Source organism: Streptomyces sp. MUM 2J, from assembly GCF_022414535.1.
Classification (GTDB): domain Bacteria; phylum Actinomycetota; class Actinomycetes; order Streptomycetales; family Streptomycetaceae; genus Streptomyces.
Window position 1 is genome coordinate 14,790 of sequence record NZ_JADWYM010000052.1, and the last position, 17,769, is coordinate 32,558.

At 73.4% G+C, this 17,769-nt stretch carries 18 protein-coding genes; 12 read left to right on the forward strand and 6 right to left on the reverse strand.

All coding sequences use genetic code 11. From position 1 onward, the window contains the following. The first annotated feature begins 381 nt into the window (after positions 1–381). From I3F54_RS28645 to I3F54_RS28670, 6 genes are all read left to right on the forward strand, one after another. Positions 382–1,548 carry an ATP-binding protein gene (locus I3F54_RS28645; RefSeq protein ID WP_240121825.1) on the forward strand — a complete coding sequence of 389 codons (1,167 nt, stop codon included), beginning with the start codon at positions 382–384 and terminating at the stop codon, positions 1,546–1,548. Then, positions 1,545–1,946: a roadblock/LC7 domain-containing protein gene (locus I3F54_RS28650; protein ID WP_240121826.1), complete on the forward strand. Its 402-nt coding sequence runs from the start codon at positions 1,545–1,547 to the stop codon at positions 1,944–1,946. The genes I3F54_RS28645 and I3F54_RS28650 overlap by 4 nt, the downstream gene beginning before the upstream one ends. After that, on the forward strand, positions 1,943–2,320 hold the full coding sequence (locus I3F54_RS28655; protein WP_240121827.1) for a DUF742 domain-containing protein: 378 nt from the start codon (positions 1,943–1,945) through the stop codon (positions 2,318–2,320). The genes I3F54_RS28650 and I3F54_RS28655 overlap by 4 nt, the downstream gene beginning before the upstream one ends. Before the next feature lie 49 nt (positions 2,321–2,369). Beyond that, on the forward strand, positions 2,370–2,945 hold the full coding sequence (locus tag I3F54_RS28660) for an ATP/GTP-binding protein (RefSeq protein ID WP_240121853.1): 576 nt from the start codon (positions 2,370–2,372) through the stop codon (positions 2,943–2,945). Between the two features lie 350 nt (positions 2,946–3,295). Continuing rightward, on the forward strand, positions 3,296–4,651 hold the full coding sequence (locus I3F54_RS28665) for a cytochrome P450 (RefSeq protein WP_240121828.1): 1,356 nt from the start codon (positions 3,296–3,298) through the stop codon (positions 4,649–4,651). Between the two features lie 125 nt (positions 4,652–4,776). Then, positions 4,777–5,958, forward strand: coding sequence for a tryptophan dimethylallyltransferase family protein (locus I3F54_RS28670; RefSeq protein ID WP_240121829.1), 1,182 nt, complete (start codon positions 4,777–4,779; stop codon positions 5,956–5,958). 62 nt (positions 5,959–6,020) lie between these two features. Here I3F54_RS28670 and I3F54_RS28675 read toward each other — a convergent pair whose 3' ends face one another. The 3 genes from I3F54_RS28675 to I3F54_RS28685 form a co-directional block, all read right to left on the reverse strand. Continuing rightward, positions 6,021–7,310 carry an FAD-dependent oxidoreductase gene (locus I3F54_RS28675; RefSeq protein ID WP_240121830.1) on the reverse strand — a complete coding sequence of 430 codons (1,290 nt, stop codon included), beginning with the start codon at positions 7,308–7,310 and terminating at the stop codon, positions 6,021–6,023. A 129-nt stretch (positions 7,311–7,439) separates the two neighbouring features. Further along, entirely contained in the window at positions 7,440–7,793 is a 354-nt protein-coding gene (locus I3F54_RS28680) for a MazG-like family protein (RefSeq protein WP_240121831.1), read from the reverse strand. A 163-nt stretch (positions 7,794–7,956) separates the two neighbouring features. After that, entirely contained in the window at positions 7,957–8,529 is a 573-nt protein-coding gene (locus tag I3F54_RS28685; RefSeq protein ID WP_240121832.1) for a DoxX family membrane protein, read from the reverse strand. Between the two features lie 145 nt (positions 8,530–8,674). Here I3F54_RS28685 and I3F54_RS28690 point away from each other — a divergent pair, with 145 nt between their 5' ends. Continuing rightward, complete coding sequence (locus I3F54_RS28690; RefSeq protein WP_240121833.1) at positions 8,675–9,001, forward strand: nuclear transport factor 2 family protein; 327 nt, start codon at positions 8,675–8,677, stop codon at positions 8,999–9,001. Positions 9,002–9,416: 415 nt separating this feature from the next. On the opposite strand, the gene I3F54_RS28695 is transcribed toward I3F54_RS28690, so the two are convergent. Beyond that, on the reverse strand, positions 9,417–10,187 hold the full coding sequence (locus tag I3F54_RS28695) for an SDR family oxidoreductase (protein ID WP_240121834.1): 771 nt from the start codon (positions 10,185–10,187) through the stop codon (positions 9,417–9,419). Between the two features lie 415 nt (positions 10,188–10,602). Between I3F54_RS28695 and I3F54_RS28700 the strand changes: the two genes are divergently transcribed. The 5 genes from I3F54_RS28700 to I3F54_RS28720 all read left to right on the forward strand — a co-directional run bounded on the left by I3F54_RS28700 (position 10,603) and on the right by I3F54_RS28720 (position 15,739). Next, positions 10,603–11,967, forward strand: a complete 1,365-nt coding sequence (locus tag I3F54_RS28700; protein ID WP_240121835.1) for a multidrug effflux MFS transporter — start codon at positions 10,603–10,605, stop codon at positions 11,965–11,967. Continuing rightward, the gene (locus I3F54_RS28705; protein ID WP_374205979.1) at positions 11,880–13,109 is read left to right on the forward strand and encodes a serine hydrolase domain-containing protein; all 1,230 of its coding nucleotides are present in this window, start codon (positions 11,880–11,882) and stop codon (positions 13,107–13,109) included. The genes I3F54_RS28700 and I3F54_RS28705 overlap by 88 nt, the downstream gene beginning before the upstream one ends. 194 nt (positions 13,110–13,303) lie before the next feature. Beyond that, positions 13,304–13,669, forward strand: a complete 366-nt coding sequence (locus I3F54_RS28710; RefSeq protein WP_240121837.1) for a hypothetical protein — start codon at positions 13,304–13,306, stop codon at positions 13,667–13,669. A gap of 61 nt (positions 13,670–13,730) precedes the next feature. Next, positions 13,731–14,744, forward strand: coding sequence for a small ribosomal subunit Rsm22 family protein (locus I3F54_RS28715; protein ID WP_240121838.1), 1,014 nt, complete (start codon positions 13,731–13,733; stop codon positions 14,742–14,744). A gap of 260 nt (positions 14,745–15,004) precedes the next feature. Beyond that, the gene (locus tag I3F54_RS28720; protein ID WP_240121839.1) at positions 15,005–15,739 is read left to right on the forward strand and encodes a bifunctional DNA primase/polymerase; all 735 of its coding nucleotides are present in this window, start codon (positions 15,005–15,007) and stop codon (positions 15,737–15,739) included. Between the two features lie 17 nt (positions 15,740–15,756). Here I3F54_RS28720 and I3F54_RS28725 read toward each other — a convergent pair whose 3' ends face one another. Next, on the reverse strand, positions 15,757–16,767 hold the full coding sequence (locus I3F54_RS28725) for a hypothetical protein (RefSeq protein WP_240121840.1): 1,011 nt from the start codon (positions 16,765–16,767) through the stop codon (positions 15,757–15,759). 144 nt (positions 16,768–16,911) lie between these two features. After that, positions 16,912–17,766: an iron uptake transporter permease EfeU gene (gene efeU, locus I3F54_RS28730; protein WP_240121841.1), complete on the reverse strand. Its 855-nt coding sequence runs from the start codon at positions 17,764–17,766 to the stop codon at positions 16,912–16,914. Positions 17,767–17,769 lie beyond the last annotated feature (3 nt).

The following is a 17,769-nucleotide window of genomic DNA, read 5'->3' on the forward strand; positions in this document are numbered from 1 at the left end:
GGGCGTGCGGGGCGCCTGAACGGCTCGGTCCCGCAACGTCCGCCACGGCCACGGCACCGGCCAGGGGCACCCAGGGCACCGGCCAAGGCGGTACCCCCGGCGGTGGCGGCACTCAAGGCAGTGGTGGCCAGGGCGGCAGCCGTGCGGTTTCCGCTGGCATGTGCCCGTCATGCAGGGAAGGGCATTCACACCTGCCGCGGACTCACCCTCCGTTCAGCCCGAAGTGTGGAAGAGGACGCTCAACTTTTGTTTTTACCAACCAGGTTGACGGTCGGTCACCTGTTCGTCCGGTGATACGATCACCGGACTTGCGGAGCGGGCGGACGCATGCGTTCCGGCGATCGATTCTGCCGCTGCCGCCAGTCGCCTGAAGAGAGTCTTATGACGGAATACATACAGAACCCTGTGCTCTGGGCTCTTCTCGCCGTCGTTCTTGTCGCCGTCGCCGTCATCGTCCGCCTGCGCAGGGCGGGGCAGGGCCTGAGGCGAGAGATCGACGGGCTCAGGAGCCACTACTCCGATCTGGAGAACCAATACACGCAGTCCGTCGCAGCAGCCCAGGAGCAGGCCGAGGAAGCCACCAGGACCGTACTGAAGTCCGCGATGCGGACGCTCCAGGGTCTGGCCGCAGAGCAGCAGCTCGTCGTGACGCGGCTGCAGAGCAAGTACGGCGACTCGGCGATCCTCCAGGACCTGCTGGAGATCGACCACACCAACTCGCAGTTCGGGCGCCGGGCGCAGTCCATCGCCGTGCTCTGCGACGGGTGGCTCGGGCGGCACCGTGACATCGCGTCCGTCTACGACGTGGTGCGCAGTGCCCAGGGGCGCATCCGGCACTTCCGGCGGGTGGAGATCCTCTCCCAGGTCGACTTCGGCATCACCAGCCGCGCCGTGGAACCCGTCGCGCTCGCCCTCGCCGAGCTCCTCGACAACGCCACCAGCTATTCGAGCCCGGACACCGTTGTCGAGATCAACATCCGGACCGTTCCCAAGGGCATCTGCATCGTCGTCGACGACGCCGGTGTCGGCATGAACGACGAGGAACGGGCCCGCGCCGAGAAGCTGCTGTCCAGCGACCGCGTCTCGGGCGTCTCCGGTCTCGGCAACCCGCCGCAGTTCGGCTTCGCGGTGGTCGGTGTACTGGCCGAGCGGTTCGGCTTCGAGGCGTCCGTGGACTCCAGCTCGCCCTACGGGGGCGTGCGCGCGGTCGTCCTGCTGCCGCACGAGCTGCTCACCTCCATGCCGGAGCAGAAGGCGCCGGCAGCGGCGCCCCCTGCCTCCGTCCCCCATGCGGGCGGGCCCGAACCCGCACTCGGCGGGGCCACCACCTCCGACGGGCTGCCGCGCCGCCGCCGCAAGCGGCCCATGGCCATCGTGCCCGGAAGCGCCTCCTCCACCCGCAGCTCCTCCCGTTCCGGCGCCGAGACTGCGGCGATCATGGGCGCCTTCCAGAGGGGCACGCAGTCCGGGCGGTCGGCGCGCGGCGACGCCGCGGACCAGACGAGCAGCACCCCTGGTGCAAGCAGTGAAGGACATGAGGTCTCGTGAACGACGATCTGTCATGGATGCTCGACAGCGCCCTGGAGATTCCCGGGGCCCTGCACGCGGTCCTGATCTCCGCCGACGGGCTGCTGATGGCCCGGACGAAGGACTTCCACAAGGACAGCGCCGACCGGGTCGCCGCCGCGATGAGCGGGGTGCAGTCCCTCAGCCGCTCCCTCGGCTTCTTCTGCGAGGATCCGCGGCAGGGCTGGCGGCAGACCCTGGTGGAGTTCGACGGCGGCTGGGTGTTCCTGATCTCCGCCGGTGAGGGCGCCTATCTCGGCGTCTCCGCCACCCCCGACGTCGACATGCAGGACATCACCTTCCGGATGCAGCAGCTCGTCAGCCAGCTCGGCAAGGCGCTGACCACGCCGCCGCGCGAGAACCTCGGCGCGCACTCGTGACCGGGGCGGGGGAGTGGGAGCCCGAGGCCGCCGACTTAGTACGTCCGTACGTCATCACCAAAGGGCGCGGCCTGCCCGACGAGGCTGAGCTGTCCCTGATCACGCTGGTCACGGCGGCGGCCGAGAACGGGCAGCGGCCGACCCGGCTGTCGCCCGAGGAACAGCGGCTGCTGGACATCTGCTCCGCCGGCTACCTGTCGGTCGCCGAGATCGCGGGGCACACCCGGCTGCCGCTGGGCGTGGTGAAGATCCTCCTCGCCGCGCTCACCGAGGGCGGCTACCTCATCACCCGCCCACCCGTCGCCCGCGCCGCCCTCGCCGACCGGGAGATCCTGGAGGAGGTACTGAATGGTCTCCGCGCCAAATTCGGTTGAACCGCAGACAGCCGGCGACCCGCACATCCGGGACGCCGCGCGGGCACCCCTGGGCGAGCAGGCCTACGTCCGTGCCGGTGCCACCCAGACCGCGGTCAAGATCCTGGTCGTCGGTCACTTCGCGGTGGGCAAGACCACGTTCATCGGTTCGATCTCCGAGATCGAGCCGCTGTCCACCGAAGAGACCATGACCCGGGCCGCCGAGGACATCGACGACCTCAAGGGTGTCCAGGGCAAGACCACCACCACGGTCGCCATGGACTTCGGCCGCCTCACCATCAGCGACCGCGTCGTGCTCTACCTGTTCGGGACGCCCGGGCAGCAGCGGTTCGTGCAGATGTGGGAGGACATGGCCCGCGGCGCGCTCGGCGCCCTGGTGCTGGTCGACCCCGAGCGGCTGTCGGACTCCTTCGCCGTCATCGACCTGATCGAGCACTACGGCCTCGACTACGCCATCGCCGTCAACCACTTCGACGGCGCCCCGCCGCGCAACGAGGCGGCGCTGCGCGAGGCGCTGGACCTGCTGGACGACACCCCGGTCGTCACCTGCGACGCCCGTGACGAGCGGTCGTCGGCCGAGGCACTGACCACTCTCGTCCGCTACCTGCTGGAACGCGCCCGCTAGGGCGCTTCCGGCGGATCTGCGTGGGGGAGGCGGCGTTCGGTGCGTGCTCCCGGCGGGCGGTGCGGAGGGCCACGTGGCGGTGCCACCCGGCCCCTCCCGCCGTCCGGCGAGCGCGCCCGCCGGGCACCGCGACGCCGCCGAGATCCACCGGTGACGCCACGGCGCCCGGGCAGGCACCGCCCGTGGTCCCACCGGCACCTCCACCACCCGCGCCCCGGCCGGCGGCCCCGCCGTCGGTCCGAGGGAGCCCCGCACTCCCGGCGGGCCGGACACCCCGCACTCCCGGCGCACCGGGCACCTCACCGACCCACGGCCCGTCAGGGCTCCTTCCCTGAGAACTGAGAGCAGACATGGACGCTCACACCCCCGCCCCGGTTCCCCCGCCGGGGTGCCCGGCCCACGGCTCCGGCGGCCGGGTGCCGCTGTACGGGCCGGAGTTCGCGGCCGACCCGCAGGCCTACTACGCCTATCTGCGCCGCTACGGCCCCACCGCGCCGGTGGAGCTCGCTCCCGGCGTCGAGGCGACGCTCGTCACCGACTACCAGACCGCGTTGCAGCTTCTGCACGACTCCGGCTCGTTCCGCAAGGACGCCCGCCGCTGGCGCGACTTCAACGAGGGCCGCATCCCCGCGGACAGCCCGGTCGGCCCCCTGCTGGCGTACCGGCCCAACTGCATGTTCGCCGACGGTGCCGAGCACCTGCGGCTGCGCCAGGCGATCACGGACAGCATGGCCCGTGTCGACACGCGCCGGCTCAGCCGCACCACCGAGCAGGTCTCCGACTACCTGATCGAGCAGTTCGGCACCCGTGGTTCCGCCGATCTGCTCGGCGACTACGCCAGGCAGCTGCCGCTGTTCGTGTTCAACGAACTGTTCGGCTGCCCCGCCGACATCGGCGACCGCGTGCTGTTCGGCATCACCAACATGTTCGACGGCGTCAACGCCGAGCGGGCCATGGAGGTGATGTTCGCCGCCATCGGCGAGCTCGTGGCGCTGAAGCGGTCCCGGCCCGGTGAGGACGTCACCTCCTGGCTGATGGAGCATCAGTCCCGCCTCACCGACGAGGAGATGGTCCATCAGACGGCGTTGCTGATGATCGCCGGCAACGAACCGCTGCGGAACCTGATCGGCAACACCCTGCACCGCCTGCTCACCCACGACGCGTACGCCCACAGCGGTGGCCTCATCGACGAGGCGCTCGACGACACCCTGTGGGAGAACCCGCCCATGCAGAACCTCGCCCCCCACTACCCGGCCGCCGACCTGGAGTTCGCCGGGCAGAAGGTGCAGGCGGGGGACCTGATGCTGGTCAGCTTCGCCGCCGCCAACACAGGCCCGGCGCTGACCGCGGCCCGGCAGTCCGGCAGCAACCGGGCCCATCTGGCCTGGAGCGCGGGTCCGCACGCCTGCCCGTCCAAGGAGCCCGCCCGGCAGATCACGGTCACCGCGGTGGAGAACCTGCTCAACCGGCTCCCGGACGTCGAGCTCGCCGTCCCCGAGGACAGCCTGACCTGGCGTCCCGGCCCCTTCAACCGCGGCCTGACCACGCTGCCCGCCCGGTTCACACCGGTGGGGTCCCGTCATCGTGCGGCGTCGCCGGCGGCCCACCCCGAGTCGCCCGCGCATCCCGGCCCGGCGCCGGCGGGCGGTCGCAGGGCCGAACGCGGCGGCCTGTGGAGCCAGTTCCTCGGCTGGCTCACCAAGTGATGGTTCACCGTCCGTGAGGTGATTCACACGACATCCCCCAACTCTGGCTGATCGCATGAGGGTTCAACCACAGGGGTAGTGAGGAGCGCGGTATTCCGTGTTGCTTACGAGGCAAAGGAGGTGTCGTGGACCACATACCCACGCACGCCGCATCCAGGTCACACCCCACCGCATGGGACCCTCCGATACCCGCCCCGCCCGGCGGGTATCTTCTTGAGCGCCCGGGTTCGCTCGGAGCGCTCACCGCCGGGCAGCTGCGCCGGCTGTGCGCGGTCGCCGGGCTCGGCCCGGCCGACGCCGACTCCTACGGACGCACCCTCGTCGACGCGCTGGGCCCGGTGGCCGACCGGCCGCTGGACCAGCCGCCGGTCAACTCGACGTTCCTGTCCGACGACCACACGCCCGTGGAGTACTCCCTCTCCTTCACCCCCGGCACGGCTCCCACCCTGCGCGTGCTGCTGGAACCGGGCTGCGGCGCAGGCAGCCTGGCTCACAGCGGTCGGGCGGGGCTCGCCGCCGTGCGGGAGATGGCCCGGCGCTGGAACTTCTCCACCGCCCCCCTCGACACCCTCCGGGACCTGTTCCTGCCACTGTCGCCCGAGGGCCCGTTCGCCCTGTGGTGCGCGCTGGAGCTGCGGCCCGGCGGGGTGCCGAAGGTGAAGGTGTACCTCAACCCGGCGGCCCGCGGGGCGGACCGCGCCGGGGAGACCGTACGGGAGGCGCTGCGCCGGCTCGGCCACGACCGGGCGTTCGACGCGCTGCCCGAGGCCGACCGGCACCTGTTCCTCGCGCTGGACCTCGGCGACTGGGAGGAACCCCGGCTCAAGGTCTACCAGGCCCACCAGGGCCTGTCCGCCGCCCGGGCGGGCGGGCTGAGCCGGATGGAGCCCGGACCCGGCCCCGCGGAGGTCCGCGCCTTCTTCGAGCTGGCCACCGGTACCGACGGGGCTCGGCCGGCCGTGCGCCCCGGTCAGTCGTGCCACGCGTTCACGGAGACCGCGACCGGCCTGCCGAGCGGCTTCACGCTCTACGTCCCCGTCCGGGACCACGCCCGCGACGACACGGAGGCCTGCCGGCGGGCGGTGGCCGTCCTGGGGCGGTACGGCATCGATCCCGCGCCCCTGCTGAACGCGCTGCCCGCCGTCACCGACCGGCGGCTGGAGGACGGTGTGGGCCTTCTCGCCTACCTCGGTCTGGCCCACCAGCACGGCCACCCGCCGCGGGTGACCGTGTACATCTCCGCGGAGGCCTACGCGGTCCGCCCGCCGTCGACCGTGCCGTCCGTGCTGCCCGAGACCGTGCTCTGAGGTCTTGCCACCGCAGGCGAGGCTCCCGGCGGCACGGCGGCCACCGGGAGCCTCGCCGGGGTTCACGCGTCCTGCAGTTCCCTCAGGTAGGGGCCGACGTCGACCTGGACGGAGAAGCCCTCCGTGCTGCCGTAGCGCTCCCTGATCGCTCCCAGGTACGTGTCGATCTCCTTGCGCATGACCTCCGCGGACGGCAGGTCGGCGCTTCCGTCCACGAGCCGGGCCACCCAGCGTGCCTGGGCCTCGACGAGGCGCGTGATGGAGCCGTGCGGACGGATCAGGCCGAGGAAGTACAGGCCGGGCCGGTCCGGGGCGGCGATACGGCGGTACAGCTCGACCGGGCCGCCCTCGGACACCGGACAGCCGGCGGGCAGGAAGGGGAAGGCCATGCGGAAGCCGGTGCAGTACACCACCGCGTCGGCCTCGGCGGAGCTGCCGTCCGTGAAGACGACCCGGCCGCCGTCGAACGAGTCGATCGCGGGCCTCGGGATCACCGCTCCGTGCCGTATCCGGCTGAGGATCTCGTCGGAGATGGTCACCGCCGAGGAGAAGATGGGGTGGTCGGGCTCGGGCAGGCCGTAGTCGGACAGCCTGCCGCGGGCCACCCGCAGGGCCTGCTCGACGAAGCGGCGCTGCTCGGGGAAGGACATGGTGGTGAACCACGGGGCGTCCGCGATCAGGTCCACGGACATGCCGAAGAGCTGCTTGGGGATGATGTGCAGCCCGCGTCGCACCGACAGCCATGTCCGCGCGGCGTGCCGGGACAGGTCCGCGGCGATGTCCACCGCCGACGCCCCGAGGCCCACGACGACCACGCGCTGCCCGGCGTAGTCGCCGCCGTCCTGGTAGTCCATCGAGTGCAGGATCGTTCCGTCGAAGGTGTCGGCCCCCGGGGGCAGCGGATCCGGCATCGCCGCCTCGGTGTGGTGCCCGGAGGCGACGACGACGTGCGCGAAGCGGCGCACCCGCTCGGCCCCCGAGGCGTCCCGGCTGACGACCGTCCACGCCCCGTCCGTCTCCTGCCGCACCGAGAGCACCTCGGTGCGCAGCTCCACGCAGGGCAGCAGACCCGCCCACTCGGCGAACGACCGCAGATACGCGGCCACATCGCTGTGCCGGGGGTAGAGGGGGAACGAGTCCGGCATGGGGAAGTCCGCGTAACCGGTCAGCTGCCGGGCACTGTTGAGGTGCAGCGCCTGGTAGGCCGGGCCGCGCTCACCGGCCCCCGGCTGCCGCCAGATGCCGCCGACGTCGGGTGCCTTCTCCAGGCAGACGACGTCGGCGCCCCTTGCCCTGAGCGCGTGCGCGGCCGCCAGTCCCGACAGGCCCGCACCGATCACGCACACGCTCACGCGTCCCCCCACATGTTCCAGTCCATTCGTTTGCGCACGCGCTTTGACTGCCCGTCACTCCCGTCCCTCACACCGGTAACACCGGTTGCCGGCTGAGGCGTAGGCCACTTCGGGCCGCGGGTGCCGCCGTCACGGTGCCTCGGGGGCCGCCGGGGCGAGCGAGCGGCGCGCCACCGCCTCCAGATGCCGGGTGAAGACCTCGTGGGCGTCGGGGGTGAGGGTGCGCAGCGCCACCAGCGCGGTGACGGCCACGTCGCACAGTTCGGACCGTACGTCGTCCCAGGTGTGCGTGGTGCCCTTGCGCGGGTTCTGTCCGGTCGCGCCGATCACGGCCTGTGCGACCTCGCCGACCTCCTCCGACAGCTTCAGGACGCGCAGGAGCAGCCCCTCCCGGCCGCCGTGCGGCTGCCCGGCCTCCAGCCAGGCCCAGAGGGCGTCGACGGTGTCCCAGAGGGCGGCGGGGGCGATGTCGTTCTCACTCATGCCCCGAAGCCTGCCAGGCGTGCCCGTCGCCCGGGCAGCCCCCCGCCGGCGCGGGCGGTGCGTCGGCGCGGCCGGGCGGGCGCTCCGGCCCGGGCGGCGTGCCCGCCGCCTCGCCCCCGTCGCGGGCCGGCCGAGCGGCCGGCCCCGCCGGAGGGGGAACGCCTCAGTTCCCCCGGGTGGGCAGGGCGAACTCCTCCTCGAACAGCGCCTCCTGCTCCCCCTGTTCCCGCAGCCGCAGCCGCCGGATGCGCATCCCCACGATCACGGCGGTCGCCAGGCCGGTCGCGCCGAAGGCGAAGGGGACCATCCAGCCCCGGTCGGCCGTGTGGCCCAGGGCGTGGTCCAGGGAGAGCCGGCCGGGACCGGTGACGGCGAGGCCGGCGGCGGTCAGGCCGAGGGAGGCGGCGTACTCGTACCCGCCCCCTTGGTTGAAGAAGCCGTTGGGGGCGTGCACCGAGGCCGCGCCCGCCATCGCGCCGGCCGCCGCGGCGCCGGCCGCCGGGGTGGCCAGGCCCAGCGCCAGCAGGGCGCCGCCGCCCGCCTCCGCCAGTCCGGCCGCCGTCGCGCTGGCCTTGCCCGGGCTGTAGCCGACGGACTCCATGAACCGCCCGGTGCCCTCGATTCCATGCCCGCCGAACCAGCCGAACAGCTTCTGCGCGCCGTGCGCGGCCAGTACGCCGCCGGTGCCCAGCCGGAGCAGCAGCAGGCCCAGGTCGCGTCGCCGGTAGAAGGTCATGGTTCCAGTCCTCTCGCGGATCCCCCTCCCGTGCACCCACCGTCGCACCTGCGGGGTCCGGCCACCCCGTCCGGGGGACCGTTCGGGTGGCCCGGACGCGAGGCCCGGGTGGCGGGGGCGCAGGACCGGTGCGAGGGTGGCCGGCATGGCGATTCAGATCTCCAGACTCAGCGACCCGGCCGTCCGCGCGTTCGTCGGCGCCGTCAACGCCCATGACCGCGAAGGCTTCCTGGCGCTGCTCACCCCCGACGCGACCATGTCCGACGACGGTTCGGACCGCGACCTCGCCGACTGGGTCGACCGGGAGATCTTCTCCACCCACGGCCATCTGGAGGTCGACAACGAGTCCGACGGGGGGCGCGCTCTGGTGGCCCGCTACAGCAACGACACCTGGGGCGAGATGCGCACCCGCTGGCGCTTCACCGTCGCGGACGACGGCAGGATCACCCGCTTCGAGACGGGCCAGGCCTGAGCGCTGAGCTGGGGGTGCCGCGTATCGCGTCGGCCGGCTGCGGAGCCGTCGTGGCTGGTTGCGCAGTTCCCCGCGCCCCGTCGGGACGCCGCCGAACCGCCGCGGGCTTCGCCCGACCTGCCCAGGACGTCGTGCACGGTCCCCACCGCGGGTGTGCGGGACCCCCGCCGGGCGTTGTGGCGCCCGGGCCGGGAGTGCGGCAGCCGTCCCGCGCCCCGGTGCACACCCGGCGGTCCCGCGCGGGGTCCACCCCCAGCCGGTGCTGCTGCGGGACGGCTGCCGCTTCCCTCCCTCGGTATGGCCACGGAGGGCCAGTGCTCCAACTGTGAAGCTCTGGTGGAGAAGAGTTGAGCATAAGTCCCCTATCGGTCGCAATAGGGCGGATGTTCAAATTCCGCTTGTGTGGATCGAAGGGTCAGCCCCGCCCCACGTAGGGCATCGTCGTCGCCAGCACGGTGGCGAACTGGACGTTCGCCTCCAGTGGCAGCTCCGCCATGTGCCGCACGGTGCGTGCCACGTCGGCCACGTCCATCACGGGCTCAGGCACGATGTCGCCGTTGGCCTGGAGGATCCCCGTCCGCATACGCGCCGTCATGTCGGTCGCCGCGTTGCCGATGTCGATCTGGCCGACGGCGATCCGGTACGGCCGCCCGTCCAGGGACAGTGACTTGGTCAGCCCGGTCAGCGCGTGCTTGGTGGCCGTGTACGCGGCGGAGTGCGGGCGGGGCGTGTGGGCCGAGACCGAGCCGTTGTTGATGATCCGGCCGCCCTGCGGCTCCTGCTCCTTCATCCGGCGGAAGGCGGCGCGGGCGCACAGGAAGGCCCCGTTGAGATTGGTGTCCACCACCTGCCGCCAGGCCTCGTAGGACAGTTCCTCCACCGGCACCCCGCCCGGCCCGCTCGTCCCCGCGTTGTTGAACAGCAGGTCCACCCGGCCGAAGCGCTCGGCGGTGGCGGCGAAGAGCGCCGCCACGTCCTCGGGGCGGGTGACGTCGGTGCGCACGGTGAGGGAGGGGGTCCCCGGCGCCAGGGCGGCGGTCTCCTCCAGCGCCTGTGTGCGGCGTCCGGCCAGGGCCACCGACCAGCCGGCGCCCAGCAGCTCCACGGCGACCGCGCGGCCGATCCCGGACCCGGCGCCCGTCACCACGGCGGTCTTGGACTGTTCGAAGGTTCGCTCGGCGTTCATGGTGGGGCAGCGTAGGTGAGGGCCCGCACGGCGGGACCCGCCGTTCCGTCATGTGGCCGCCGGTCGCGGGCCCGCCGGTGCGGCGGACACCGGGCGCGCCCCACGGCCCGCGCCCTTCGCCCGCGAGCCCCTCCTGAGCGGCGTCCGGGGCTCAGGTCGGCACGAGGCCCGGGGCGGGGTCCGCCTCGGGGGCGTCGTCCGGGTAGCGCACGCCGATGCGGTCCCGGATCGCGTCGAGTGGCGCATCACCGCGAGCGTGCGGTCAAGCGGAACCGGCGGATCCCCCACCGCACGCTGTCCGGCGCCCCAACGCCCCGTCTCACTGTTGCACCTTCAAGCAACTCGTCCGACCTGAGAGCATAGGGGCCGCATCTGTCGCAGAAGGAGCCGGACGGCCGAACGAAGGGAGGGGCGCATGTCCGAGGGAGGGGCGCCGATACCGAGGGTGAAACGGGCGGCCGTACCGGACACGGGGCCACAGGCTCCGGCGGGCGACACGGCGGCGCGGACCGGTGCCGCGCAGCGCCGCACCGGCCTGCTCGTCACACTGGTGCTCGGCGGACTGACCGCCACACCCCCACTGGCGATGGACATGTACCTGCCCTCCCTGCCGGAGGTCACCCGGTCCCTGCACGCCCCCGCCTCCACCGTCCAGCTCACCCTCACCGCCTGCCTGGCCGGCATGGCGCTCGGGCAACTGGTCGTCGGCCCGATGAGTGACCGGTGGGGCCGCCGCCGCCCGCTCCTCGCCGGCCTCGCCGTCTACGTCGTCGCCACCGCGCTCTGCGCGATCGCGCCGACGGTCGGGATCCTGGTCGTCCTCCGCCTCGCACAGGGACTCGCGGGCGCCGCCGGGATCGTGATCGCCCGGGCCGTCGTCCGGGACCTCTACGACGGCGTGGCCATGGCCCGGTTCTTCTCCACCCTGATGCTGATCTCCGGCGCCGCCCCGATCGTCGCCCCGCTGATCGGAGGACAGATCCTGCGGGTCACCGACTGGCGGGGGGTGTTCGTCGTCCTCACCGCCGTCGGGGTGGTGCTCTGCGCGCTCGTGTGGTTCCGGCTGCCGGAGACCCTGCCGCCCGCCGCACGCCACTCCGGCGGCGTCGGCGAGGCACTGCACTCCATGCGCCGGCTCCTGACCGACCTCCCCTTCACCGGGTACATGCTGGCCGGCGGTTTCGCCTTCGCCGCGCTCTTCGCCTACATCTCCGCCTCGCCCTTCGTCGTCCAGGAGATCTACGGCGCCTCCCCGCAGACCTTCAGCCTGCTGTTCGGCCTGAACTCCGTCGGGCTGGTCGTCGTCGGCCAGATCAACGGCAAGGTGCTCGTCGGCCGGGTCCCGCTGGACCGGGTCCTCGGCACCGGCCTCGCCGTCATCGTCCTCGCCGCCTCGGCCCTGCTGCTGATGGCGACCGGGGTCTTCGGCGAGGTGGGACTCGGGCCGGTGGCCGCGGCCCTGTTCGTGCTGATGTCGGCGATGGGCGTCACCCTGCCCAACACCCAGTCCCTCGCCCTGCTGCGCACCCGGCACTCCGCCGGCTCCGCCTCCGCCCTGCTCGGCACGTCCTCCTTCCTCATCGGAGCGATCGCCTCCCCGCTCGTCGGCATCGCCGGAGAGCACACCGCCGTGCCCATGGCCGTCGTCCAGCTGGCGGCCGGACTGGTGGCGCTGGCCTGCTTCATGGCAATGTGCCGTCCCTGGAGGACGCGAGCGGACGCGGAGGACGGGACCACGCCCCGTCCCGGCGCGGCCGGGAACCTGGGAGAAGAGAGCTGAGCGCGCCGAGACTGCGCAGGGACACACCCGAGCGGGCCGGACTCGACCCCGGGGAACTGGATCGCATGGTGCGCGAGGTCCGCGGCCGTGTCACCGGGAGGCGGCCCTGGGCGGCCGGCGCCGTCGTGGTGGCCGGGCGCGGCCCGGTCGTGGCGGTGGAGGAGGCGGCGGGAGACGCCGTCCGGTACGCCGCCTACGACCCCGGCACCGACACGGGCGTCGAGCTCGACGCCTCCGGCCGGGTTCCGGCGACCGTGGACACACCCTTCGACCTGGCCTCCCTGACCAAACTGTTCACCTCGGTCGCCGCCGTGCAGCAGATCGAGCGCGGCACCCTCGGCATCGACGCCCGGGTCGGTGCGTACCTGCCCGACTTCCGCGGGGCCGCCGAGCACGGCGTCACCGTACGGCAGCTGCTCACCCACACCTCCGGACTCGCACCGGAGGTGCCGCTGTACGACTGTGCCGACGAGGCGGAGCGCCTGGCGCTGCTGAGGGCCCAGGCACCGGTCGGCCCGCCCGGCATCCACCTCTACTCCGACGTGAACATGCTGCTCCTGCAGCACCTGCTGGAACGCCTCACCGGCCGCCCCCTGGACGTCCTCGTCCACGACGGGATCACCCGCCCGCTCGGCATGGCCGACACCCGCTTCGGCCCCTGCCCCGGCGCGGCGGCCACCGAGGACCAGCGCCGGCCGTGGGCCAAGGCCGACCGGGGCATGCTGCGGGGCGAGGTCCACGACGAGAACGCCTGGGCGCTGGGCGGCGTCGCCGGGCACGCGGGCCTGTTCTCCACCGGCCGCGACCTGGCGGTCTTCTGCCGCGCCCTGCTGGCGGGCGGCGCCTACGGGCCGGCCCGCATCCTCGGCCCCGACCTCGTGGAGCTGCTGCTGGCGCCTCCGGGGCTGGGGTTCGCCGTGGACCAGGGGTGGTTCATGGGGGAGCTGGCGGGGCGCGGTGCGGCGGGCCACACCGGCTTCACCGGCACCTCACTGGTCGTGGACCCGGCGACGGACACCTTCCTGGTGCTGCTGGCCAACACGGTCCACCCGCGCCGCCGCGCCCCGGACAGCCGGCCGCGCGCCGCGGCGGCGACCCGGCTTGCGCGGGCCGTGCAGGCGGTCCCCGGAACGGCCGGATAGCCGGGACCGTGTGCCGCGCCACGGTGGCGTGGCGCGGCATACGGTCGCCGGGCGCAGACCCGCGTCCGTGCCGGGTGCCCGGCGGGCCGGACCGCCCCGCGGATCCGCCCCTTCGCCGGCCCGGGGCCGCGCACTATCCTGGGGCCGGCCCGTCATGCGGACGGGGTGCCGGCACGCATGGCCAGGGGGAACTGATGGACTGGATCTGGGTCGTTCTCATCGTGTTCTGGACGGGGGGATTCGCCTGGGTCGCGGACAACGTCCGCACCGCGCTGCGCAACCGCCACGAACGCCGCATGCAGATGATGGAGGCCGCCCGGCAGGACCGTCTGGCCGTCGAGGCCGCGCACCGCACCCCCGAGCCCGTCTGCGGCTGCACCCACCACCTCGCCAAGCACGACAAGCAGGGCAGGTGCCACGAGCGGGTGGAGGTCCCGACGGCCTGGGACGAGAACAAGAAGCCGGTGCGCTACGAGTCCGGGCAGTGTAACTGCCAGCAGTACGTCGGACCGCAGCCCCTGTCCCAGGTGTACGCCGAGGAACTCACCGACCGGGCCTGACCTGCCCGCACCGGCCGCCCGGCCGCCCGGCCGCCCGGCCGCCCGGTGAGACAATCGCCGGGTGAACGCCCCCGCCCTTCCGCACGCCTCTTCGGCCTCCCCGGCCGGCGCCCTGCGCGGCGCCCTCGCCGGCCTCCTCGACGGCCTCCCGCCCCGGCGGGCCGCGCAAGCCGTGGAACGGCTGATCGGCCACTACCGCGGGGCCACCCCGACCGACGCGCCGATCCTGCGCGACCGGGCCGACGTGGCCGCCTACGCCGCCTACCGGATGCCGGCGACCTTCGAGGCGGTGCGCTCGGCGCTGGAGGCGTTCGCGGACGCCGTGCCCGGCTGGGTGCCCGCGGGGCACGTGGACGTCGGCGGCGGGACAGGGGCTGCGACGTGGGCCGTCACCGCCGTCTGGGACGGGTCGCGGCCGGTCACCGTGCTCGACTGGGCCGAGCCGGCCCTCGCCCTCGGCCGGGAGATCGCCGCCGCGAACCCGGCCCTGCGCGACGCCCGCTGGGAACGGGCCCGCATCGGGACGGCGCTCACCCTCGACCCCACCGACCTCGTCACCGTCTCCTACGTCCTCAACGAGCTCACCGCCGCCGACCGCGCCGCCCTCGTCGACGCCGCCGCCTCGGCCGCGCAGGCGGTCGTGATCGTCGAGCCGGGCACCCCCGACGGGTACAGCCGGGTCATCGAGGCCCGCGAGCGGCTGGCCGCCGCCGGTCTCCGCATCGCCGCGCCCTGCCCGCACAGCGGCGCCTGCCCGATCGCGCCCGGTACCGACTGGTGCCACTTCTCGGCCCGGGTCAGCCGTTCCTCCCTGCACCGCCAGGTCAAGGGCGGCTCGCTCGCCTACGAGGACGAGAAGTTCGCGTACGTCGCCGCCAGCCGTGTCCCCGTCGTCTCCGCGGCCCCGGCCCGCGTCGTGCGCAGGCCGCAGATCCGCAAGGGGCAGGTCCTGCTCGACCTGTGCCTCGACGACGGCCGGCTGGACCGCACGACGGTCACCAAGCGGCACGGCGACCTGTACAGGGCGGCCCGGGACGTCGAGTGGGGCGGCCCCTGGCCCCCGCACGCCGACTGACCCGCCCGGCCCGGTCACCGGTCCGTTCCCGAACGGGTGCCCCGGCACCCCGCCGAGCGCCCCGGGCCGCGCGCGTGACGGCCCCGCCCTCGCCGCGTCCCGTCGTACCCCCGCATTCGGCCACGTCCCTGAGGGGCGTTGATCCGGAATCATGCGCTCCTTGTCCTGCCTGCCCGGATTGGGTGCTCCGGCCCCCCGATGGGTGGGAAGGTGGGACCATAGGGCATGCTGTTCTGCACGACAGCGAGGCGAGGGGATAGATGAGCGCGGAGTTCGGTGGCCGAACCGGCCTGCGGGGCAGACTCACCCAGTGGCTGCGCGGGGGCGGTCCGGACCAGTCCGCCGGCGACGGCGGCCGTGAGGCCCTGCTGCTCGCCGCCGCCAGGGCGGGACTGCCGCTCGCGCCCGCCGCGTACCCGGCGCCCGGCTACCGCTGCTCCTGCGACCGCGTCGGCTGCCCCACCCCGGCCCGGCACCCGGTGTCGTTCGCCTGGCAGACGCAGTCCACCACCGACCGTGCCCAGATCGAACGCTGGGCCCGCCACCAGCCGCAGGCCAACTTCATCACCGCGACCGGCATGGTCCACGACGTCCTCGACGTCCCGCTGGAGGCCGGCCGGCAGGCACTGGCGCGCCTGCTGGAGGCGGGGACCGAGGTCGGGCCGGTCGCCGAGAGCGACGACGGCCGCATGCTGTTCTTCGCCCTCACCCGCGGCACCCCCGAGGACGAGGACGAATGGTGGCCGTGCGAGCTGGACTGCCACCCGGAGACCATGGACGAGCATCCCGGCCTGCGCTGGCACTGCCGCGGCTCCTACGTCCTCGTACCGCCCGCGCGGCTGCCCGGCGACGGGCGGACGGTGCACTGGGTGCGCGGCCCCGAGCATCCGCTGCCCGACCCGTTGAGCCTGCTGGAGGTCCTCACCGACGCCTGTGCCCGGTATGTCGGCGAGGACCCGCACCATGCGGGCGCGGCCTGGCCCCTGCGCCACTGACGCGGCCCGGCGCCCGCTCAGCCGCCCTGGGCTGCCGTCATGCCCTGGACGCGGCCCAGCACGATCACCGCGTCACCCGAGCCGCCGCCGGAGGCCTTCCCCGGATCCAGGGCCACCTCGCCGGAGACGAACTCCATCGTGAAGGACTGCTTGATCTCGCCCTTCGTCAGGGCCAGCACGTCCTGGTTCGGCGCGGGCACGGTGGTGCCCGCCGCCGCGGTCTGCTTGCGGTAGTGGTGGGTGGAGAAGAACACCAGCGCCCCGCCGTCCGCGGTGCGCAGCGCGAGCGGCGCGTGGTCGCCCTCGGTCAGCGGCTCGTCGATGTACTGCGTCGCCAGGCCCGGCTTGCTGGCGTTCCTCTCGCGCTGCGCGCGCCAGACGCTGGTGTGGGCGCCGTCCGCGAAGGAACCGTTGCCGCTCTGCAGGTAGTCCACGTAGGCCCGGCTCAGCTCCTGCGGGCGGACCGCCAGTTCCGGTGAGTCGGCGGGCACGGTCTCGGCGAACCCGTCGGCGTCCCGGGCGAACTGCGGCACGGCGCCGCGGGGGACCGGCGTCAGGTACGACACCTGCCACGGTTCGTCGAGGTCACGGCGCAGGAAGACCAGCAGCCAGCGTGCCGAGGAGCTCTTGTTGGACCGGGTGTCGGCGACGAACCAGCGCGGCCAGCCCGCCTTCCTGGGGATGGTGAACCGCACGTCGGTCAGCTTCAGCGGCGTGTGCCGCGGGTTGCCGGCGGGGTGGTTGGCGTGCCCCGCCGTCAGCCGGGCCGTGTCGATGTCGGCCAGGGTCCCGGTGGTGTGGTCGGCGTCCAGGGAGGTGTCGTAGGCCCGGTCGGCCCGGTTGTACGCGGTCGTGAACTGTTCCAGCGCCTTCGCCGCCTCGCCGGGCGTGGTGGCCGGGAGCACAGCGCGTTCCCCGTGCACCACCACGCATCCACCGGTCGACAGCGACAAGGCGGTCAAGGCCGCTGCTATGAGTGCGTTCCGCTGACGCCTGCGAAGGCGTCGACCGCTGCGTAGCGTGGTCATCGGGCTCCTTCACTTCCCCTTCCCGGAGGCGAAACCCTACCGGGGCGGGGCGGCCCGCGGGCGCCGGGTGCCCATCCCGGGGCGCGGCGGGCGACCGGCCGCGGGACGGCGGAACAGCGGTGGGCCGCCGTCCCCGACGCCCCGTCAGGCCTTGCCGCGCACCGGCGGAGGAGTCTGCTCCCGCTTGGTGCCGGGGGCGAACCCCACCGGCGCCAGGAACAGCACCAGCACCGGGACCACGTACAGCAGCCACACCGTGACCTGGAGGACGGTCGGGTCGGGCTGGAAGTTGAAGACGCCCTTGAGGAGCGTCCCGTACCAGCTGTCCGGCGGGATGGCACCGCTGATGTCGAACGCCGTGTTCCGCAGGCCGGGCAGCCAGCCGGCCTCCTGGAGGTCGTGGAAGCCGTACGCCAGCACACCGGCTGCGACGACGACCAGCATCCCGCCGGTCCAGGTGAAGAACTTCGCGAGGTTGATCTTCAGGGCGCCCCGGTAGAACAGCCACCCGAGCAGGACCGCCGTGGCCAGGCCCAGCGCCACTCCGATCAGCGGGCGCGGGGTGCCGTCGGAGGCGGCGTGGACGGAGGCCCACACGAACAGGGCGGTCTCCAGGCCCTCGCGGCCGACGGCGAGGAACGCCGTGGCCACCAGCGCGGCCGTGCCCATCTGCAGTGCCGCGTCCAGCTTGCCGTGCAGCTCCGCCTTCAGGTGCCGGGCGGTGCGCCGCATCCAGAACACCATCCAGGTCACCAGGCCCACGGCGACGACCGACAGTGTGCCGCCGAGCGCCTCCTGCGCCTCGAAGGTCAGCTCCTGCGAGCCGAACTCGAGCGCGCAGCCGAAGCCGAGGGCGATGGTGACGGCGATGCCGATGCCGATCCAGATCGGACGGAGGGCGTCCCGGCGGCCGGTCTTGACCAGGTAGGCGATGAGGATGCAGACGACGAGGCTGGCTTCCAGCCCCTCGCGCAGACCGATCAGGTAGTTGGAGAACACGGG